The following is a 19387-nucleotide window of genomic DNA, read 5'->3' on the forward strand; positions in this document are numbered from 1 at the left end:
GGTCACCCTCTAGAGTGTAGTTAACCAGTTTGCCGCTGGACGAAACACCCGCTCACCGCTGGATTCCCGGCGAGTGCGCAGTTGGCACGTTCAGCCGGTACCGAAGGAGTTGCCGTGAAACAGATTGACATGCCCGCCGTCGTTCCCGCCGATCCTGGCGCCAACATCACCGACCTGCTGATGAACCGTCTCGCCGCGTCTCCAGAACTCGTGCTGTTCTCACTTCCCCGGGATGGTCGCTGGCTGCCCGTCACCACCCGGGAGTTCCATGCGCAGGTCGTGGCGCTGGCCAAGGGCCTCGTCGCCGCCGGCATCCAGCCCGGCGACAAGATCGGGCTCATCTGCAAGACCCGCTATGAGTGGACCCTGATCGACTTCGCGGTCTGGTTCGCCGGAGCAATCCTGGTGCCCGTCTACGAGACCAGCTCGCCCAGCCAGGTGCAGTGGAACCTCAGCGACTCGGGCGCCATGGCAGTCATCGTCGAGACCGCTGACCATTTCGCACGGTTCGACGAGGTGTACCCGGAACTTGGCAATATCCGGTCGGTCTGGCAGATCGATCTGGGCGATTTGGACAAGCTCGTCGCCGGGGGCGCTGACGTGACGGATGCTGAAATCGATCGCCGCCGCAACCTGGCCGTCGGCAACGACATTGCCACCCTGATCTACACCTCCGGTTCGACCGGCAAACCCAAGGGCTGCGTGCTCACCCACGCGAATTTCCTCGAGACCAGCCGCAATGCCGCGGTCGCGCTCAAGGAAGTACTGGTTCACCCCGAGGGTGCTTCGACGCTGTTGTTCATCACCACCGCCCATGTCTTCGCTCGTTTCATCTCGGTGCTCTGCGTGCACGCGGGCGTGCGCGTCGGCCACCAGGCCGACACCAAGACCCTCCTGGCGGCGCTGGGCAGCTTCCAACCGACTTTCCTGCTCGCGGTACCGCGGGTGTTCGAAAAGGTCTACAACTCGGCCCAGCAGAAGGCCATCGCCGGGGGCAAAGGCAAAATCTTTGACACCGCCGCGCATGTGGCGGTCGAACATTCCAAGCTCGTGCAGGCGGGAACATCGATTCCCCTCGGTATGAAGATCAAGTTCGCACTGTTTGACAAGCTCGTCTACAGCAAGTTGCGGGCCGCCATGGGCGGCAAGGTCGTGTGGGCGGTCTCGGGTTCCGCTCCGCTCGGCGCCCACCTCGGACACTTCTTCAACAGTCTCGGCATTGTCATTCTCGAGGGCTACGGTCTGACCGAAACGACCGCTCCCGCCAATGTGGGCTTGGCCACGCGGGCCAAGATCGGCACGGTCGGACCGCCGCTGCCCGGCGTCTCGGTGCGCGTCATGGACGACGGTGAGATCGAGGTCAAGGGGGTCAACGTCTTCAAGGAGTACTGGAACAACCCCCAGGCTACTACCGATGCGTTTGACGACGGCTGGTTGAAGACCGGCGACATCGGTGACTTTGACGCCGAGGGCTTTCTCACCATCACCGGGCGCAAGAAAGAGATCATCGTAACGGCCGGTGGCAAGAACGTGGCCCCGGCCGCGTTGGAAGACCCCATTCGCGCGAACCCGTTGGTGGGCCAGGTCGTCGTGGTCGGCGACCAGAAGCCGTTCATCGGCGCGCTCATCACCCTCGACCCCGACATGCTGCCGGTCTGGCTGAACAACAACCAGGAGGATGCCGGCATGACGCTCGCGCAGGCATCCGTCAATAAGGCCGTGCTGGCGGAAATCCAGCGCGCTGTCGACCATGCCAATGAGGGTGTGTCGCGAGCGGAGTCGATTCGGAAGTTCTCACTGCTGCCGATTGAGCTCACCGAGGACAGCGGGCACCTGACACCGAAGATGAGCATCAAGCGCAACATCATCCTGCGGGACTTCGCCGGTGAGATCGAGGCGATGTACGTCAACGCGCCGGCCACTGAGGGCATTTCGCTGCGCGAGTGATCTTGCCGCGTTCCCGGCTGTCCGCACGGTGGCCGGGAACGCAGCGCGTCAGGCTCGATTAGAACCAGGTGGACTCGCGGATTTCCTTCATTGCGGCGCGACGGTTTTCTTTGTCGAGGCGGTCGATGTAGAGAAAACCGTCGAGGTGATCGGTTTCGTGCTGCAAGGCCTGGGCCATGATGCCGGTACCGGAGAGCTCGACCGTGTTCCCGTCGAGGTCGATGCCGGAGACTCGCGCGAAGGGATACCGCTTCGTCGGGTACCAGAGGCCGGGAACCGACAGACAGCCCTCGTCGACGAGGTCGGGCTCGCCGGATAGTTCAACGATGGTGGGGTTGAGAATATACCCGATGTCTCCGTCGACGTTGTAACTGAACGCGCGCAGATTGACGCCGATCTGCGAGGCAGCGACACCGGCCCGACCGGGCAGGCGCACGCTGTCGACGAGATCCTGCACCAGACCTCGCACACGGTCGTCGATCCCCGTGATGGGGTCGGAGGCAGTCTTCAGTACCGGATCTCCGAAGAGACGGATCTGACGTTCGGGCACGGGGAGACTCCTCGGTAGGACGAATGGTGAGCGGCGAACGAGTGGAGGGCGAGCAGCCCGCTACAGGTTGCGGTCGGCGGGCAGCCCCTCGACTACGAGCTCGGCGAGCGTGCGCGCAGCCAGCCGAGTGATCGGCTTGAGGTCCTTGTACGACACGACGCTCCCTGCGGCCAGCTGCGGGTCGTAGGGAATGCGCACGATTTCGCGCACCCGGGAACGAAAGTGCGACTCGATCTCTTCGAGCCGCACCAAGTTCGTGCCCTGGGTTGCGGTGTTGAGCGCGACGATCGCGTTGCGCACCAGCTCGCCGTAGCCATTCGCTTCAAGCCAGGTCAGCGTTTCCGACGCCAACCGGGCCTCGTCGACACTGCCGCCGGAGACGATCACGATGGAGTCAGCGCGCTGCAGGGTGGCCCGCATGACCGAGTGCACGATGCCGGTGCCGCAGTCGGTGAGCGCGATCGAGTAGTACCGGGCGGCGAGGTCGGCAACGACGTTGTAGTCATTCTCGTCGAAGGCTTCGGAGAGCAGCGGGTCGGTGTCGGACGCGAGAATGTCCAGGCGGGTTTCGTCGCGCGACACCAGGGTGGAGAAGTCGGTGAAGTTGCCGATCGACGCCGCTTTGGTCACGACGTCCCGAACGGTCGAGCGGGTCTGCTTGCTGACGCGTTCGGAGAGGGTGCCTCGGTCAGGGTTGGCATCGATGGCGATGATGCGGTCCTCGCGGGCATCGGCCAGGGCCATGCCGAGCAACGTCGTGACGGTGGTCTTGCCGACGCCGCCCTTGCGGGTGAGGATCGGCACGAACCGGGTGCCGCCCTCGAACTGGCGGCGGATGCGCTCGTCCATCTCTTTGTGCGCCTGCACCTTGGCAGAGTCGCCTAGGTTGACCAGGTGCAGGGTGAGCGCGTAGACGAATTCGGGCCAGGTGCCCTGCGGCGCTTTGCGGGTCTTGCGGTTGACCGCGAGCAGGCGATCGGAGGTCAGCATGGCCGCCGACTCGGGGGTGTTGGTGTTTTCGGAGCGGGTACGGTCGCGCCGAACGGAGGAAGCGGTATCCGTTCTCGACAGCGATTCGATGGCGGAACTCGCGCCGGCCGCCCGGGTCGGGGCGGGCGTGCTGATTTCGACGGTGTGGGTCGCGGGGCTCGACACGCCCCTGGTCATCGGGGTGACTGCGCCGTTGGTTGAACGACCGGGCGCAACAACCGCGCGGCGGGGCATTGCTGTGACCTCGATCGGCACGCTCAGGCTCTCGGGCAGAGCCGCCGCAAGATTGTCGATCGTGTGCGGCGGCAGCTCGCTGTGGTACTCGTCGTGGTCCCGCTGGGCGGCGGCAGACACGGGGCGCGCGGGCACGCTCTGCTCGTCAGTACGTTTGTCTGGCACGGTGCATCCTCAACTGGTCGATAACGGCCCTCATCTTAGCGTGGACACACCACCACGAGCAGATCGCCGGCATCAACCTGCTGGGTGAGCGGGATCGCCACCCGTTCGATGGTTCCCGCGATAGGTGCAGTGATGGCGGCTTCCATTTTCATGGCTTCAATCGACGCGACGCTCTGGCCTGCTTCGACCTGGGCGCCCTCTTCGACCTGCAGGGTGACCACACCGGAAAACGGGGCCGCAATCTGGCCGGGCTGGTTGGCATCCGCTTTCTCGGCGATTTTGGTCTGCACGGTGATGCTCGTGTCGCGCACGAATACCGGGCGCAGCTGGCCATTGAGAATGGTCATGACGGTACGCATACCCTTGTCGTCGGCTTCTCCGATGGCTTCGAGGCCCACGTAGAGCCGCACGCCCTTGGCGATTTCGACGGCATGTTCCTGGCCGTGCTGCAGGCCGTAGAGGTAGTCGACGGTGTCAATGACCGACAGATCGCCGTAGGTCTCCTTGACCTGTTCAAACTGGCGGGTCGGCGCCGGGAACAGCAGCTGGTTGAGCATGGCACGACGTTCGACGCTGGTAGCGCCAAGCGCGGCGCGCTCCCCCGCGGTGATCTCGGTGACGCCGACGCGTATGTTGCGTCCCGCGAGCACCTTGGTACGAAACGGCTCAGGCCAGCCGCCGGGCAGGTCGCCGAGCTCGCCGGCCATGAACCCGATGACCGAGTCTGGCACGTCATAGTTGCCCGGGTTCTGCTCGAAGTCGGCGGGGTCGGCCTTCACCGCGGCGAGGTAGAGGGCGAGGTCGCCGACCACCTTCGACGAGGGCGTGACCTTGGGAACCCGGCCGAGGATGGAATTCGCGGCGGTATACATGTCTTCGATCAGTTCGAAGTGGTCGGCAAGCCCAAGCGCGACGGCCTGGGTGCGCAAGTTCGAGAGCTGCCCACCTGGAATCTCGTGCGAGTACACCCGGCCGGTCGGTGCGGACAGCCCCGATTCGAACGGGGTGTACAGGGTGCGCACGGCCCCCCAGTACGGCTCGAGGTCGGTCGTGGCCTTGAGCGAAATGCCGGTGTCCCGCTCGGTGTGTGCCAGTGCGGCGACGAGGGAGGATGCCGACGGTTGGCTGGTCGTACCGGCCATCGGAGCCGAAGCCACATCGACGGCGTCAGCACCGGCGCGCGCCGCGGCGAGCAGCGTGGCGAGTTGGCCGCCCGGGGTGTCGTGGGTGTGCACGTGCACGGGCAGGTCGAAGCGTTCGCGGAACGCGGCCACGAGCTTCTCGGCTGCACTCGGCCGAAGCAGCCCGGCCATGTCCTTGATGCCGATCACGTGCGCGCCGCTTTCAACGATCTGGTCGGCAAGGCGCAGGTAGTAGTCGAGGGTGTAGAGATTCTCGGCCGGGTCGAGCAAGTCGCCGGTGTAACAGACGGCGACCTCCGCCAGGGCAGTGCCGGTATTCAGCACCGCGTCGATGGCTGGACGCATCTGCGACACGTCATTGAGGGCGTCGAAGATGCGAAAGATGTCCACGCCGGTGTTGGTCGCCTCGCGCACGAAGGCGTCGGTGACCTCGGTCGGGTACGGGGTGTAGCCGACGGTGTTGCGGCCGCGCAGCAGCATCTGCAGGTTGATGTTCGGCAGGGCTTCGCGCAGCGCCGCCAGGCGATCCCAGGGGTCTTCGCCGAGAAAACGCAGCGCCACGTCGTAGGTGGCGCCGCCCCAGGCTTCCACCGAGAGCAGCTGCGGCGTCAGCCGGGCGACATAGGGCGCCACGGCGACGAGGTCCTTGGTGCGCACCCGGGTTGCCAGCAGCGACTGGTGGGCGTCCCTAAATGTCGTGTCGGTCACGGCCAGCGCGGTCTGGGCACGTAAGGAGGCGGCGAACTTGGCAGGGCCGAGCAGTTGCAGCTTCTGTCGCGAACCGTCGGGGGCTGGCTGGGTGATGTCGAGCTGTGGCAGCTTGTCACGCGGGTGCACCGTGGTCGGCGGCGCGCCGTTGGGCTGGTTGACGGTGACCTCGGCGAGCCAGTTGAGAATCTTGGTGCCGCGGTCCTTCGACTCGCGCCCGCGCAGCAGTTCCGGGCGCTCGTCGATGAACGAGGTACTGAGGTCGCCGGCCGCGAAATCCGGATCGTCGAGCACGGCCTGCAGGAACGAAATGTTGGTGGAGACGCCGCGGATGCGGAACTCGGCCAGCGCGCGCTTGGACCGGACGACAGCGGCCGCATAGTCGCGGCCTCGGCAGGTGAGTTTGGCGAGCATCGAGTCGAAGTGTGGGCTGATCTGCGCGCCCGTGTTGACGGTTCCACCATCCAAGCGGATGCCGGCGCCGCCAGGTGAGCGATAGGTGGTGATCTTGCCGGTGTCGGGGCGAAACCCGGCCGCGGGGTCTTCGGTCGTGATGCGGCACTGCAGGGCTGCGCCGCGCAGCCGGATCTTGCCCTGGGTCAGGCCGATCTCTTCGAGGGTCTCCCCCGCAGCGATGCGAATCTGCGCCTGCACGAGGTCGACATCGGTGACCTCTTCGGTTACGGTGTGCTCCACCTGGATGCGGGGGTTCATCTCGATGAACACGTGCTGCCCGGCGCGTTCACCGACGGTGTCGAGCAGGAACTCGACGGTGCCGGCGTTGACATAGCCGATCGACCGGGCGAACTTGATGGCGTCAGCGTACAGCTGCACCCGAATTTCATCACTGAGGTTCGGCGCCGGGGCGATTTCAATCACCTTCTGGTGCCGACGCTGAACCGAGCAGTCGCGCTCGAACAGGTGCACGGTCTCGCCGGAAGCGTCCGCCAGGATCTGCACCTCGATGTGTCGGGGGCGCAGCACCGCCGCCTCCAGGAACATCGTCGGGTCACCGAAGGCACTGGTGGCCTCACGCATGGCCTCTTCGAGCGCCCCGCGCAGCTCGCTCTTCTTCGCCACTCGGCGCATGCCGCGGCCGCCGCCGCCAGCGACGGCCTTGGCGAAGATGGGAAAGCCGATCTCATCGGCCTGGCTGATCAACAGCTCGACATCGGTCGACGGTTGTGTCGACTTGAGAACCGGTACACCGGCCGCGATGGCGTGTTCCTTTGCGGTGACCTTGTTACCGGCCATTTCAAGCACGTCAGCGCCCGGGCCGATGAACGTGATGCCGGCTGCTGCGGCTGCATCGGCTAGTTCCGGGTTCTCCGACAGAAAGCCGTAGCCGGGGTAGATGGCGTCGGCGCCACATTCCTTGGCAACCCGGATGATTTCACTCACGTCGAGATAGGCCCGAACCGGATGCCCGACCTCACCGATCTGGTACGCCTCATCCGCCTTCAGGCGGTGCAGTGAATTGCGATCCTCGAACGGAAACACCGCCACGGTCTTGGCTCCGAGCTCGTACGCCGCGCGCATGGCACGGATTGCGATCTCGCCGCGGTTGGCAACAAGGATTTTTTCAAACATGCAAGCCTTTCGAGGGCGTACGCCGCGCACAGCTAACGGTTAGGTTCTCTAACACTAGTGAAGGTAACGTTGCTACTCATGCACGTACTCAGCGTAAGTTCCCTCAAGGGTGGTGTCGGCAAGACCACTGTGACCCTTGGTCTCGCTTCCGCTGCCTTCGCCCGTGGCGTGCGAACACTCGTCGTGGATCTCGATCCGCAGTCCGATGTGTCCACCGGCATGGATATCCAGGTCGCCGGTCATCTCAACGTTGCCGATGTCCTCGGTTCGCCCAAAGAAAAGACGGTTCGCGCGGCGATCGCCCCGAGCGGATGGACCCGCAACCGTCCCGGCACCATCGACGTCATGATCGGCAGCCCGTCGGCGATCAATTTTGATGGGCCGCACCCCAGCATCCGTGATATCTGGAAACTCGAAGAAGCGCTCTCGACGATCGAGAAGGACTATGAACTCGTTCTCATCGATTGTGCACCCTCCCTCAACGCCCTGACGCGCACGGCGTGGGCCGCGAGCGACCGGGTCGCGGTCGTGACCGAGCCCGGCCTGTTCTCGGTCGCTGCTGCCGACCGCGCCCTGCGCGCAATCGAAGAAATTCGTCGTGGCCTGAGCCCCCGTCTTCAGCCGCTCGGCATCATCGTGAACCGTGCCCGCTCCGCTTCGCTCGAACACCAGTTCCGCATCAAAGAATTGCGGGACATGTTCGGTCCCCTCGTGCTCAGCCCGCAGCTGCCCGAGCGCACCTCGCTGCAGCAGGCACAGGGAGCGGCCAAGCCGCTTCATATCTGGCCCGGCGACAGTGCTCTCGAAATGGCCGGATTCTTCGATCAGATCCTCGACCGTGTGCTGCGCACGGCGCGGATCGGCGAATACGCCGAGGTTCCCGCGCAGTAAGTCGTTCGACGGCATGCGCGTCGACACGACCTGCCGGAGGATCGTGCGCTCGCGGGTTCTAAGAGATTTTGCGGGTGGTGCGGCGCGCGGCGAGTTCGTCTGTGGCGTCGATCGCCTGCAGGTCGAGTTCGACCAGGCTGGTTTCAACCTCGCGCAGCACCTTGCCAACGGCAATGCCGAAGACGCCCTGGCCGCGGCTGACCAGGTCGATGACTTCATCGTTCGAGGTGCATAGGTAGACGCTCGCACCATCGCTCATGAGAGTGGTCTGGGCGAGGTCGCTGATGCCCGATTCGCGCAGCTGGTTGACCGCCGTGCGAATCTGTTGCAGCGAGATTCCGGTGTCGAGTAGGCGTTTGACGAGTTTGAGTACAAGAATGTCACGAAAGCCGTAGAGGCGTTGTGAGCCGGATCCCGCCGCGCCACGCACGGTAGGTTCCACCAGGCCGGTACGGGCCCAGTAGTCCAGCTGTCGGTAGCTGATGCCAGCCGCACGCGCGGCGACAGCGCCGCGGTAGCCGGAGTTTTCATCGAGCTCGGGCATGCCATCGGTGAACAGCAGTCCTAACGAGTAACGCGAAGCGTCAGCGTCGGCCTTGAGCTCACTCATATGAATTGCCTCTCGGGGGTTACGTCGTGCGGTGGCTGACAGCTGCGATGCGGCGGGCTGTCATTCACTGTGGTGCGGAACTGCTGCACGTGAGTTACTGCGGTTGATTTTGGTGATGCGAAGACGTGCTGCGGTGCATCGCTATCCCTACGGTACCGAGGTGGAACGCGTGCAGCCCTGACATTCGTACGACCGGTTCGGCGTGTCGGTACCGCCGCTGCCAGCGCCCTTGAAAATCAGACGGCCTGACCCACGACCCGCGTTGCTTTGCGCTTGAGTCAGTCTACGACCTACTTGGTCAGTCGGCCCAGTGCAGACCGAATCAGGCTGCCGCGAATGACCTCGAGTTGTCCAGCGATTTCGACGGCCATTTCGGCCGCCTTCGCCCGGCTGGACGCGTCTTTTCGACGAGCGAGTGGCACGAGGGCGCTTTCAATCAGTCCGAGTTCTCGTTCGGCGGCTCCGCGGAACCCCCGCAGGTGTCGCGGCTCGATGCCGCTGCGTTGCAGCTCCACCAGGGCACGCAGCACGTGCAGCACGCTGTCGCCGTAGTAGTCAGCTGGCAGGATGATCGATGCGGAGACGGCGTCGTGCAGCAGCGTGGCGGAGGCACCGGCCTCGCGCAATAAGTCGTCGCGGCTGAGGCGGCGCACCGTGCCGAGCATCGACGGCCCGGGGGTGGTTCCGCCCGGCAGAACCGGGGACAATCCGGCATCGAGATCGTCGAGATACGAACGGATGACTTTCAACGGCAGGTAGTGATCGCGCTGCATCGAGAGAATCAGTCGCAGACGATCGACGTCGCTGGTGCAGAACTTGCGATAGCCGGAGTCGGTGCGGGCCGGGGAGACCAGGCCCTGCTCTTCGAGAAAGCGCAGCTTCGACGGCGTCAAGTCGGTGAATTCCGGGGTGAGGCGTGCCAGGACCTGGCCGATACTCAAAAGCGGCGCTGCTCCCGAGGATTGCCTTTTCGCCGCCGACGCGGACACAGACGCGGAGCGAGCCTGGGCGGAGTGTGCCGCCACTACTCGCTCGGCGCGCGCGCGAGGTCGAGGCGCGAGGCGTAGAACGTGAGGCGGAACTTGCCAACCTGTACCTCGGCGCCGTCCGTCAGATCAGCGGTTTCGGTGCGCTCACCATCGAAGTATGTGCCGTTCAGCGAACCGAGATCTTTGACCGTGAAGGAGGTGCCACGGCGCAGGAATTCGGCGTGACGGCGCGACACGGTGACGTCATCGAGAAAGATGTCGGCATTAGGGTGGCGGCCGACGCTCGTGAGATCGGCGTCGAGCAGAAACCGGGCCCCGGCATTGGGTCCTCGGCGAACGACCATGAGGGCCGAGCCAGACGGCAAAGCCACAATGGACGCCTGCTCTTCTGCCGTCACGTTGGAATCGATAGCGGCGATCTGGGCGGCGAACTCCTGGCTGAAGTTCATCGTCGTGTCAGTGCTGAGCATGTCGTGCACCTTCGTGGCTTCGTCAGGCGTCACACTGTTGGACGGATCGGAGCTGGACGGTACGGGGGTGGAGGCCTTGCTGGGCATTGTTTCGCCTGTCGTCTGGTTCTCGGGCTGATCTGCGGGCACGGGCACGTTACGGCTCTCGGAAGAGTTATCTCCGACTAGACCGACCACCGTGCACCTCCTATCGTCCCAGCGTATCGGAAGATGCATCCTCGAAGACCCTCGGAAGTCGAATCACTCGCATGGTTTCAATGGCATAGATGATGCCAGCCCACCAATACAGGAAAGCGCCCCAAATTCCAAAGGCCCACCCCACCGGCTGCGACCACCACTCCAGTTGCGGAAAAGCCTGACCGAGCATGATCATCGGCAGGGCGTAGAACAGGCAGAAAGTGGCCACCTTGCCCAAATGGTGCACCGGAAGCGGACCGAAACCGAAGTTCGCGAGGATGATACCCAGTGCCAGCAGAAAAATGTCGCGCCCCACCACGACCAACACAATCCACCAGGGCACGAGGTCCCGCCAGGCGAGCCCGATCAGCGCGGCAAAGATGTAGAGGCGATCGGCGGCCGGATCCAGCAGCTGGCCGAGCCGGGTGATCTGGTTCCACCGACGGGCCAGAAATCCGTCGAGCCAGTCGGTGATACTGGAAATGCTGAGCACGACGAGCGCCCAGGCATCCTCTCCCTGGGCGAGCAGCACGAGAAAAACCGGCACCAGTAATAGGCGCAGAAAGCTGAGCACGTTGGGCAGGGTCAGCACGCGATCGCTGACCATGCCGTTCGCTGCCCCTGTCACAGCTTTGAGTCTATCGAGTGGCTCAGCCGAGCCGCCCGCGCAGCGCGGGCCAGCTCGCGGCAAAACCGGGATGGAGTGCGAGCCGGTCAACGGCATCAGCGGCCACCCAGCGCAGGGCGATGCTCTCCTGGTCGCTGATGACGGGTTCGAATTCTTGTGTCGCCTCCATGACGACGGTGGTGTACGACCAGAATCCCAGGTCGACGAGGGAGGTGAATTTGAGCTGCATCAGGTCGGCGGGCACGCCGGCCTCCTCCCGTGCTTCGCGCAGGGCGGCCTCGATCGCGGTTTCGTTCTCGTGCCGGGCACCGCCGGGAAGGCCCCAGGTGTCACCGAAATGGCTCCACAGTGCGCGGTGCTGCAGTAACACGCCAAGGCGTCGGTGGTGCACGAGCAGTCCGGCCGCACCGAAGCGGCCCCAGTACTTGCGGCCGTCTGGAGCATGCACCCACGCATCGCCGCTGTCGCGTTCACCGGCCGAGCGCGGGACACCCCGCGCACCATCCCCGAACACGTCAGCACCGGAACTGTCAGTCATGCTCTAAGCATGCCTGACCGAGGTGTGAAAACGAATTTATGCGACCTAGATCGACCTGATCGCGTGCACCGGTGTGGTGCCCAGACGTTCACGACCGTGCAGGTCGGTCAGCTCGAGCACGACGCCGACGCCCGTGAGAATGTAGCCGGCCCGTTCGATCAAGCGGCTCGTGGCCGCGATGGTGCCACCCGTGGCGAGTACATCGTCGAGAATAAGAACGCGGGTACCGACCGAAAGTTGGCCGATTTCAAGTTCGAGCCGGGCCGAACCGTACTCGAGGTCGTACTCCTCGGTGAGCACGGTGCCGGGAAGCTTTCCGCCCTTGCGCACGGCCAGGACGGCCACGTTGGCCGCGTACCCGACGGCGGCAGCCAGCAGAAAGCCACGTGCCTCGATTCCGGCGACAGCATCGAATTGTCCGCGGTGCTGATCGGCGAGGTCGTCGATAATCGCGCGAAAGGCGACGGCGTCTGCGAAGACGGGATTGAGATCGCGGAAGAGAATGTCCGGCTGCGGAAAATCGGGGTAGGACGCCAGCAAGGCGTCGACGTGGGTGGCGGCCGATGACGGCGCAGCGGGAGGCGAGGAAAGTTGAGTCACTGATTCATCTTAAGCGGCTCCGGCGTTGGGCGTTGCGCCGTCAGGAAAAGCCGCTCTGGTGAGCTGCCAGCCAGCTCACCCTTTCACTTGCGGCGACCGCAGCGGTGCGGCCGCAGTGGATGCCCGTTCGGCGGACACCTCCGGTCGCGGCCCGACAGCGATCGCGCTCATCGCGTCGAGAAACTGCACGATGGCTGCTTGCTGGTCGGCCGTGAGATCGAGGGCGACCTGCATCAGCTGCTCGTGCGTGCCCGACAGCACCTGTCGGACCTGCTCGTGCGACGACTGCGTCGCGAACAGCCGTTGCGCCCGACCGTCGTGAGGATTGACCTCACGGCGGATGTGACCGGAGGCCGAGAGCCTCGACAGGAGTTTTGCCGTTGCCGCCGACGAGATGTTCAGGAATTCGCTGAGATCCTTCGGACTGGCCACCCGGTGCAGGCGCTCGCAGGCGATGAGGTGACGAATGGCCGTCATGTCGGTTTCGTTCACGTTCATCTCGGTTTGAGCACGATGACGCATGGCTGCATCGGCCACCCGGAATCGCCGCACGGCCTGTAGAACCTCGATTGCTGGAGAAACGCCTACTTTCTTAGCGTCATACCAGTACGTTCCCTCCGCTGGGGGTCTACTCTCATCGTGGGACATACACCCATGGTAACGTGAGCAGTCGCTAACCTGGTTAGTTATTATTACTATCTTGATCAGTGTGAACCGAGAAGGGGAAACGCGTGCAGACCGCCAACGCTCTTGATGAGCACGTCATTCTTCTCGACGAGGAAGGGCGCCACATCGGCACCGCGCCGAAGTACAGCATGCACGGTGTGAACACCGCGCTGCACCTCGCTTTCTCCTGTTACGTCTTCAATCCGGCCGGCGAAGTGCTCGTCACTCGACGAGCACTGACCAAGAAAGCCTGGCCGGGCGTGTGGACCAACTCCTTTTGTGGACATCCGCTGCCGGCTGAACCGTTCACGCAGGCCATCGACCGCCGCGCCCACCATGAGCTCGGGCTGCGGATCGACAATATCGACCTCGTGCTCCCGACGTTTCGGTATCGCGCCACCGACAGCGGCGGCACGGTGGAGAACGAAATCTGTCCGGTCTACGTGGCCAGGACCGATCAGGAGCCAACGCCGAATCCCGACGAAGTCGCCGAATATGCCTGGACCCACCCGGCGGCGCTGTACCGCGCGGTCACCGACGCCCCCTGGGCCTTCAGCCCGTGGATGACCCTGCAGGTGCAACAGATGGACAGTTTCCGTGCTTGACACGGTTGCCGCCGGTGTCGCGACGGAACTGACCCGGTTTTTCGCCGCAGCCCGCTTGCGAGCGAGCGACTATGGCGAGCATTACGTGGCCCTGTGGGATTTTCTGGAGCAGGCCAGCAGCGGCGGTAAACGGGTGCGCCCGGCCTTGGTATTGGCGGCCTATGCCGGTTTCGGTGGGCGTGACCAGACCCTCGTGGTACCGGTCGCCGTGAGTTTCGAATTGCTGCACACGGCGTTTCTCATTCACGACGACGTCATCGACCGTGACCTGGCCCGGCGCGGACAGGCGAACATTGCCGGCCGGTTCAACGACCGCGCGCTGGCGCACGGCACCGACTCCGATCAGGCCCAAGTCTGGGCCGCCGCCGCGGCTATACTCGCCGGCGATCTCGCCCTCAGCGAAGCGCATCGTGCGCTGGCCAAACTTCCGGCCGACGTGGACACTCGGCTGCGGCTGCTCGATCTGCTCGACCGTGCGGTGTTCGTCTCGGCCGCAGGGGAGCTGGCCGACGTCACCAACAGCTCGGCGCGGCATCCACTCACCGTGGCCGAGGTGATCACGACCCTCGAGAACAAAACCGCCGTGTATTCCTTTGAAGGGCCGTTGCAGGCCGGAGCCGTACTGGCCGGGGCGTCGGCCGAGGCGATCGGCCTGCTCGGGCGCTACGGTCGCCTGGTCGGCGTGGCGTTCCAGCTCACGGACGACCTGCTCGGCGTGTTCGGCGATGCGGTTGAAACCGGCAAGAGTGTGTCGGCCGATCTGCGCGAGGGCAAGCAGACCGCCCTGATCGCCCACGCCGGCACGACCGAGAGCTGGTCGCTGATTGCGCCCTACCTCGGCAAGGTCGACCTCAGCGACGAAGAGGCCGAACAGGCCAGGGAGCATCTGCGCGCGTGCGGCGCGAAGGCGACCGCCGAGAGGCTCGCCTCTGACTACTCCCGTTCGGCGGTCGAAGCGCTCGACTCGGCGATCATTCCCGCGGAACTGCGAGCGAGCCTCACCGAGCTCGCGCACTCCGCCGTGAATCGGTCCCGCTGATGGGCCCGCTCATGGGCCCGCTCATGGGCCCGCTGCGAGCTGCATCGGCTCAAACGGGCGCTGGCGCCAATCTGAACAAGTACGCGGAGACGGCACTGGCCAGTTCGACGATTGTCATCGGCCATTACTCCACCTCGTTCGGGCTTGCCGCCCGGCTGCTCGATGCCCGGGTGCGCATACCCGTACGCACGATCTATGCCCTCGTGCGTATCGCCGACGAGATCGTCGACGGGGCCGCCGCCGAAGCCGGTGTCGGGGTCGAGGAGCAGCGGCAACTGCTCGACGAGCTCGAGCTGGAGACTGAGCGGGCGATTGTGCGTGGGTACAGTACCAATCTCGTGGTGCATGCCTTCGCAGTGACGGCCCGTCAGTATGGCATCGACTCCAGCCTGATCGCGCCGTTCTTCGCCTCGATGCGCCGCGACCTCGACCCGGCACCGTTCACCGCTGACAGCGTCGCCGAGTACATTTACGGCTCCGCGGAGGTAATCGGACTCATGTGCCTGCGCTGCTTCGTGCACTGGTCACCGCGCACCGCCTCTGAACTCGAACTGCTCGAAGACGGTGCCCGACACCTCGGTGCCGCTTTTCAAAAGATCAATTTTCTGCGCGACCTGTCCTGCGATCGCGAAATTCTCGGTCGCAACTACTTCCCGGGGATCGACCCGCTGAACCTCACCGATGGGCAGAAGAACGTGATCCTCGACGACATCGACGCCGATCTGAGCATCGCCAGCGCCGTACTGCCGCTGTTGTCGCCCGGCTGCCGCCGCGCCGTAGCCGCGGCGCAGGGACTATTCGCACGATTGTCCCAGCGGCTCCGGTCAACCCCGGCCAACCAGTTATTGCGCTCCCGCGTTCGGGTGCCGGATGGAGAGAAAATCATGATCGCCCTGACTTCGGCGCTCGGTCCCGGCGCGTGGAAGCGATGACGCGCACCATCGTGATCGGCGGCGGTATAGCCGGTCTGGCCAGCGCCGCCCTGCTCGCCCGGGATGGCCACGACGTGACGCTCCTGGAATCCCGCTCCGAACTCGGTGGGCGGGCCGGCCTGTGGAGCGCCGAGGGGTATCGGTTCGACACCGGGCCGTCCTGGTATCTCATGCCGGAGGTCTTCGAGCATTTCTACCGGTTGTTCGGCACGAGCGCTGCCGCACAGCTCGACCTTGTGAAACTGGATCCCGGTTACCGGGTGCTCTTTGAGGGTGACCCGGACCCGCTGGATATTCGGGCTGACCGAGCCGCGAATATCCGTCTGTTCGACAGTGTGCAACCGGGAGCCGGGCGCGCGCTCGACCGCTACCTGGACTCTGCGGCCACAACCTATGACATGGCCGTGAAACGGTTCTTGTACTCGAGTTTCGAATCATTCCGGTCGCTTCTCGTTCCTGACGTGCTGCGGCGCCTCGGTCGCTTGGCTCGTCTGCTGCTGCAACCGCTCGACAAATTCGTTGCCGGGTATGTCCGCGACCCGCGGCTGCGCCAAATCCTCGGGTACCCGGCCGTATTTCTGGGGTCGGCGCCAAACCTGACCCCGTCGATGTATCACCTGATGAGCCATCTTGACCTTGCCGACGGTGTGCTCTACCCGCAGGGCGGTTTCGCCACGCTGATCGACAGCATCGCCGGGATCGCCCGGGCCGAAGGCGTGCGCATCATCACCGATGCGAGGGTCACGGCCATTCGCGTCACCGATCGGAACCGCGTTGCCGGTGTGCGGTATGACGACGCCGACGGCAGGTCGACGCAGCTCGATTCCGACGTGGTGGTGTCGGCAGCCGACCTGCACCACACCGAAACCGAACTGGTTCCCGCGAAGCTGCAGACCTATCCCGAACGCTGGTGGAACAAGCGCGTGTCGGGGCCCGGGGCCGTGCTGGTGATGCTCGGCGTGACCGGGCAACTTCCCCAGCTGGCGCACCACTCGCTGTTCTTCACGACAGATTGGGGTAGGAACTTCGGTCAGATCTTCGGCACGAAGACCTCCGTGCCATCCCCGGCGTCCCTGTACGTGTGCATGCCGAGTGCCACCGACCCGTCGGTGGCACCGACCGGTGACAGCAACCTGTTTGTGCTGGTGCCCGTGCCGGCCGATGTGACCCTGGGTGGCGGCGGCATCAATGGTGCCGGTTCGACCACGGTCGAGCTGGTAGCGGATGCCGCTATCGCGCAGGTCGCCCAGTGGGCCAACATTCCCGACCTCGCCGAACGCGTGTCGGTGCGGCGCACGGTCGGCCCGGCCGATTTCGCAGACGACCTCAACTCGTGGAAGGGCGGCGCCCTCGGCCCCGCGCACACCCTGCGGCAGAGCGCCTTCATGCGGGGATCGAATATGTCCAAGAAGATTGCGGGCCTGTACTACGCCGGCGGCACCACCATTCCCGGCATCGGGCTACCGATGTGCCTGATCAGCGCCGAGATTTTGCTCAAGCGGCTGCGTCACGACACCACGACGGGACCGCTGGCGGAACCGCTGCCGGCCCGACCTAAGCGGCACCCCGGCCCAACCGATCTGCCCGGGGTTACCGAAAAACCGGTGAAGTCTGCGCCACGCCGGTCGTGAGCGTTCTGTACCTGCTGATGTTACTGCTCTCACTCGGGGGCATGGCGGTGCTGGACTGGCGCTTTCGTCTGTTCTTCTGGCGTTCCCCGGGGCGGGCGGCCCTCGTGCTCGGCATCGGGGTGCTGTTCTTTCTCGCTTGGGACCTGCTCGGCATCGACCTGGGCATCTTCTACCGCGGTGAGACAGCGCTGATGACCGGCGTGCAGCTGACGCCGGAACTGCCGCTCGAGGAGGTCTTCTTTCTCACCTTTCTCTGTTACCTGACCATGATCCTGGTACAGGTCGCCCGACGCGTGCTCAAGCCGCGGGTTTGACATGACCTATCTCCTGCTGAATGCGGCTTTTCTCGCCGCCGCCTTGCTCGTGGCCGCCGTGGCCCTGGTGCGACGATTGGTTTCGGCCCGTTTCGTCGCTGCTGTGGCCGTTGCCCTTTGCCTGACGCTGCTACTGACGGCCGTGTTCGATAACCTGATGATTGGGGCTGGACTGTTCAGCTACGACCCGGCGCACATTTCCGGGCTGTTCATCGGTCTGGCCCCGATCGAAGATTTTGCCTACCCGCTCGCCGCGGCGATTCTACTTCCGGCTCTGTGGGTGCTTTCGGGCGGTGCCAGGTTAGGACGAACGGATGACTGAGCAGCTCGGCACGGCAGGATGGAAGACCCGGCAGGTCGTGCTGTCGTCGCGGCCGCTCAGCTGGATCAACACGGCGTTTCCCTTCGCCGCCGTGTACGTGGTGACCACCGGGCGCATCGATGCGCTGTTGATCGTGGGCACGCTGTTCTTTCTCATTCCCTACAACCTGTTGATGTACGGCATCAACGATGTCTACGATTACGAGTCCGATTTGCGCAACCCGCGGAAGGGCGGCGCTGAGGGGGCACTGCTGCACCCCGCGCTGCACCGAACGGTAATTGCCGCCGGGGTTCTTTCCTCGGCGATTGTGGGCGGGGCGATGGTCTTTTTGGCGGGGTCGCGGCATCCGCTTTCGTGGATCGTTCTCTCCCTGAGCCTGTTTGCGGTGGTGGCCTATTCGGTGCGCGGGCTGCGGTTCAAGGAGCGGCCCATTCTGGACTCGATCACCTCGAGCGCCCACTTCGTCAGCCCGGCCGTCTATGGACTCGTGGTGGCCGGCGCCACCATCAACTTTGGGCTGCTCGCCCTGCTCGCGGCGTTCTTTCTGTGGGGCATGGCCAGCCATGCCTTCGGGGCGGTGCAAGACGTCGAACCCGATCGCCAGTCCGGAATTGCGTCGATCGCGACGGCTCTCGGTGCCTGGCCGACCGTGCGGCTCGCGATCACCTTCTGGGTTCTGGCGGGCTTGCTCATGCTGGCGACGCCGTGGCCTGGGCCGCTGGCCGCCGTGCTGGCCGTTCCGTACGTTCTGGCAGTGCTGCCGTTCTGGTCGGTCGGCGATGAGCAGTCGGAGAGTGCCAACCGGGGCTGGAAACGTTTTCTCTGGCTCAACTTCTTCACTGGTTTCATCGCGACCCTGCTGCTGATCATCTGGGTGCGGCAGGGCGCCTGAACGTTCTGGTCGCAGCCCGGCAGAGTGAGGCCGTTAGAGTAACAAGATGGAGCTTACGTCTGCCCGCGTCGACAGTTGGAGCTGGAGCGTGCGCCTGTTCAAGACCCGGTCGATGGCCACGACCGCCTGCCGCGCCGGCCACGTGAAAGTGAACGGGGACAAGGCCAAGGCGGCGCAGGCCCTGCACATTGGTGATGAGGTGCGCGTGCGCTCGGACGGCTTCGACCGGGTGCTGATCGTGTCGCGCCTCGTGGTCAAGCGGGTCGGGGCGGTCGTCGCTGCCGAATGCTACGTCGACACCACTCCGCCGCCGCCGCCGCGCGAAGAGGTAGCCCTGGTGCCCATGCGCGACCGCGGCGCCGGGCGGCCGACCAAACGTGAACGCCGGGAGATCGACGAGCTGCGCGGGCACGTCAACGAGTGACGGCTGCTGCGACTGCGCTCGTTGAGGCGGTTCAGCCCTCCGCGGGCGGGTTCGGCAGCGGAGGTGTCTGAGGCTGGGCCTGGCCTGATTGCAACGCGGCAAGCACTCCGAGCGACCGTTTGATGCGCTCCTCGGCGTCGGTGTCGATTTGGCTCGCGGCGAGGTTCGCCTCGCTGACAGCGCGCACGACTTCGTCACGCTGAATCTTGACGCCGCGTGGTGCGTCGATTCCGATGCGCACACTGTCGCCGCGGGCGTCGAGCACGGTGATGACGATATCGTCACCGATGAGGATCTTTTCCCCCGGTTTGCGTGTCAGAACGAGCATCTTTC

21 protein-coding genes are annotated in these 19387 nt (G+C 64.7%); 10 read left to right on the plus strand and 11 right to left on the minus strand.

What is annotated here, in order from left to right:
* Positions 1-114 precede the first annotated feature (114 nt).
* Positions 115-1947, plus strand: coding sequence for an AMP-dependent synthetase/ligase (locus E3T50_RS14205; RefSeq protein ID WP_134552778.1), 1833 nt, complete (start codon positions 115-117; stop codon positions 1945-1947).
* 58 nt (positions 1948-2005) lie between these two features.
* On the opposite strand, the gene def is transcribed toward E3T50_RS14205, so the two are convergent.
* The 3 genes from def to E3T50_RS14220 are packed head-to-tail and all read right to left on the minus strand — an operon-like array spanning position 2006 to position 7326.
* Positions 2006-2497, minus strand: coding sequence for a peptide deformylase (gene def / locus E3T50_RS14210; RefSeq protein WP_134552780.1), 492 nt, complete (start codon positions 2495-2497; stop codon positions 2006-2008).
* A gap of 60 nt (positions 2498-2557) precedes the next feature.
* Positions 2558-3886, minus strand: coding sequence for a MinD/ParA family ATP-binding protein (locus E3T50_RS14215; protein ID WP_241990937.1), 1329 nt, complete (start codon positions 3884-3886; stop codon positions 2558-2560).
* A 35-nt stretch (positions 3887-3921) separates the two neighbouring features.
* Complete coding sequence (locus E3T50_RS14220) at positions 3922-7326, minus strand: pyruvate carboxylase (protein ID WP_134552782.1); 3405 nt, start codon at positions 7324-7326, stop codon at positions 3922-3924.
* A 78-nt stretch (positions 7327-7404) separates the two neighbouring features.
* On the opposite strand from E3T50_RS14220, the gene E3T50_RS14225 reads away from it, so the two are divergent.
* Positions 7405-8217, plus strand: a complete 813-nt coding sequence (locus E3T50_RS14225) for a ParA family protein (RefSeq protein ID WP_134463003.1) — start codon at positions 7405-7407, stop codon at positions 8215-8217.
* Positions 8218-8275: 58 nt separating this feature from the next.
* Here the strand turns inward: E3T50_RS14225 and E3T50_RS14230 are convergent, their stop codons facing one another.
* The 7 genes from E3T50_RS14230 to E3T50_RS14260 all read right to left on the minus strand — a co-directional run bounded on the left by E3T50_RS14230 (position 8276) and on the right by E3T50_RS14260 (position 12727).
* Positions 8276-8827: a MerR family transcriptional regulator gene (locus E3T50_RS14230; RefSeq protein ID WP_134463005.1), complete on the minus strand. Its 552-nt coding sequence runs from the start codon at positions 8825-8827 to the stop codon at positions 8276-8278.
* A 290-nt stretch (positions 8828-9117) separates the two neighbouring features.
* On the minus strand, positions 9118-9816 hold the full coding sequence (gene ftsR, locus E3T50_RS14235; protein ID WP_134463006.1) for a transcriptional regulator FtsR: 699 nt from the start codon (positions 9814-9816) through the stop codon (positions 9118-9120).
* A 35-nt stretch (positions 9817-9851) separates the two neighbouring features.
* Positions 9852-10286 carry an FHA domain-containing protein gene (locus E3T50_RS14240; RefSeq protein WP_134553063.1) on the minus strand — a complete coding sequence of 145 codons (435 nt, stop codon included), beginning with the start codon at positions 10284-10286 and terminating at the stop codon, positions 9852-9854.
* 187 nt (positions 10287-10473) lie between these two features.
* Positions 10474-11070 (minus strand): CDP-alcohol phosphatidyltransferase family protein, encoded by a 597-nt coding sequence (locus tag E3T50_RS14245; RefSeq protein WP_134553065.1) that lies wholly within the window; start codon positions 11068-11070, stop codon positions 10474-10476.
* Positions 11071-11113: 43 nt separating this feature from the next.
* Positions 11114-11629 carry an NUDIX domain-containing protein gene (locus E3T50_RS14250; protein ID WP_134463010.1) on the minus strand — a complete coding sequence of 172 codons (516 nt, stop codon included), beginning with the start codon at positions 11627-11629 and terminating at the stop codon, positions 11114-11116.
* Positions 11630-11674: 45 nt separating this feature from the next.
* Complete coding sequence (locus tag E3T50_RS14255) at positions 11675-12229, minus strand: adenine phosphoribosyltransferase (RefSeq protein ID WP_134463012.1); 555 nt, start codon at positions 12227-12229, stop codon at positions 11675-11677.
* Positions 12230-12304: 75 nt separating this feature from the next.
* The gene (locus E3T50_RS14260) at positions 12305-12727 is read right to left on the minus strand and encodes a MarR family winged helix-turn-helix transcriptional regulator (RefSeq protein WP_166784314.1); all 423 of its coding nucleotides are present in this window, start codon (positions 12725-12727) and stop codon (positions 12305-12307) included.
* A 233-nt stretch (positions 12728-12960) separates the two neighbouring features.
* Between E3T50_RS14260 and idi the strand changes: the two genes are divergently transcribed.
* Genes idi through E3T50_RS14300 form a run of 8 tightly spaced genes read left to right on the plus strand, consistent with a single transcriptional unit; the run spans position 12961 to position 19054 of the window.
* Positions 12961-13500, plus strand: coding sequence for an isopentenyl-diphosphate Delta-isomerase (gene idi / locus E3T50_RS14265; RefSeq protein ID WP_134552786.1), 540 nt, complete (start codon positions 12961-12963; stop codon positions 13498-13500).
* Positions 13493-14539 carry a polyprenyl synthetase family protein gene (locus tag E3T50_RS14270; RefSeq protein ID WP_134552788.1) on the plus strand — a complete coding sequence of 349 codons (1047 nt, stop codon included), beginning with the start codon at positions 13493-13495 and terminating at the stop codon, positions 14537-14539. Before idi ends, E3T50_RS14270 begins: the two co-directional genes overlap by 8 nt.
* A complete protein-coding gene (locus tag E3T50_RS14275) occupies positions 14539-15471 on the plus strand; it encodes a phytoene/squalene synthase family protein (RefSeq protein WP_241990939.1) in 933 nt (310 codons plus the stop codon). The genes E3T50_RS14270 and E3T50_RS14275 overlap by 1 nt, the downstream gene beginning before the upstream one ends.
* Entirely contained in the window at positions 15468-17102 is a 1635-nt protein-coding gene (gene crtI, locus E3T50_RS14280; RefSeq protein ID WP_134552789.1) for a phytoene desaturase family protein, read from the plus strand. The genes E3T50_RS14275 and crtI overlap by 4 nt, the downstream gene beginning before the upstream one ends.
* The gene (locus E3T50_RS14285) at positions 17099-17416 is read left to right on the plus strand and encodes a lycopene cyclase domain-containing protein (RefSeq protein WP_134552791.1); all 318 of its coding nucleotides are present in this window, start codon (positions 17099-17101) and stop codon (positions 17414-17416) included. The genes crtI and E3T50_RS14285 overlap by 4 nt, the downstream gene beginning before the upstream one ends.
* A 1-nt stretch (position 17417) precedes the next feature.
* Positions 17418-17738: a lycopene cyclase domain-containing protein gene (locus tag E3T50_RS14290; protein ID WP_134552793.1), complete on the plus strand. Its 321-nt coding sequence runs from the start codon at positions 17418-17420 to the stop codon at positions 17736-17738.
* Positions 17731-18630: a prenyltransferase gene (locus E3T50_RS14295; protein ID WP_134552795.1), complete on the plus strand. Its 900-nt coding sequence runs from the start codon at positions 17731-17733 to the stop codon at positions 18628-18630. Before E3T50_RS14290 ends, E3T50_RS14295 begins: the two co-directional genes overlap by 8 nt.
* 46 nt (positions 18631-18676) lie before the next feature.
* Entirely contained in the window at positions 18677-19054 is a 378-nt protein-coding gene (locus tag E3T50_RS14300; RefSeq protein ID WP_134552797.1) for an RNA-binding S4 domain-containing protein, read from the plus strand.
* Between the two features lie 31 nt (positions 19055-19085).
* On the opposite strand, the gene csrA is transcribed toward E3T50_RS14300, so the two are convergent.
* Positions 19086-19382, minus strand: coding sequence for a carbon storage regulator CsrA (gene csrA / locus E3T50_RS14305; protein WP_134552799.1), 297 nt, complete (start codon positions 19380-19382; stop codon positions 19086-19088).
* Positions 19383-19387 lie beyond the last annotated feature (5 nt).

The sequence above is a fragment of the Cryobacterium gelidum genome (assembly GCF_004403985.1).
Classification (GTDB): Bacteria; Actinomycetota; Actinomycetes; order Actinomycetales; family Microbacteriaceae; genus Cryobacterium; species Cryobacterium gelidum.

Bases quoted from the DNA above. Each gene is read 5' to 3' on its own strand.
- E3T50_RS14220 (WP_134552782.1), bottom strand. From the start codon at position 7,326: ATGTTTGAAAAAATCCTTGTTGCCAACCGCGGCGAGATCGCAATCCGT.
- E3T50_RS14225 (WP_134463003.1), top strand. From the start codon at position 7,405: ATGCACGTACTCAGCGTAAGTTCCCTCAAGGGTGGTGTCGGCAAGACC.
- E3T50_RS14230 (WP_134463005.1), bottom strand. From the start codon at position 8,827: ATGAGTGAGCTCAAGGCCGACGCTGACGCTTCGCGTTACTCGTTAGGA.
- E3T50_RS14240 (WP_134553063.1), bottom strand. From the start codon at position 10,286: ATGCTCAGCACTGACACGACGATGAACTTCAGCCAGGAGTTCGCCGCC.
- E3T50_RS14245 (WP_134553065.1), bottom strand. From the start codon at position 11,070: ATGGTCAGCGATCGCGTGCTGACCCTGCCCAACGTGCTCAGCTTTCTG.
- E3T50_RS14250 (WP_134463010.1), bottom strand. From the start codon at position 11,629: ATGACTGACAGTTCCGGTGCTGACGTGTTCGGGGATGGTGCGCGGGGT.
- E3T50_RS14260 (WP_166784314.1), bottom strand. From the start codon at position 12,727: ATGAACGTGAACGAAACCGACATGACGGCCATTCGTCACCTCATCGCC.
- E3T50_RS14275 (WP_241990939.1), top strand. From the start codon at position 14,539: ATGGGCCCGCTCATGGGCCCGCTCATGGGCCCGCTGCGAGCTGCATCG.
- crtI (WP_134552789.1), top strand. From the start codon at position 15,468: ATGACGCGCACCATCGTGATCGGCGGCGGTATAGCCGGTCTGGCCAGC.
- E3T50_RS14290 (WP_134552793.1), top strand. From the start codon at position 17,418: ATGACCTATCTCCTGCTGAATGCGGCTTTTCTCGCCGCCGCCTTGCTC.
- E3T50_RS14295 (WP_134552795.1), top strand. From the start codon at position 17,731: ATGACTGAGCAGCTCGGCACGGCAGGATGGAAGACCCGGCAGGTCGTG.
- E3T50_RS14300 (WP_134552797.1), top strand. From the start codon at position 18,677: ATGGAGCTTACGTCTGCCCGCGTCGACAGTTGGAGCTGGAGCGTGCGC.
- csrA (WP_134552799.1), bottom strand. From the start codon at position 19,382: ATGCTCGTTCTGACACGCAAACCGGGGGAAAAGATCCTCATCGGTGAC.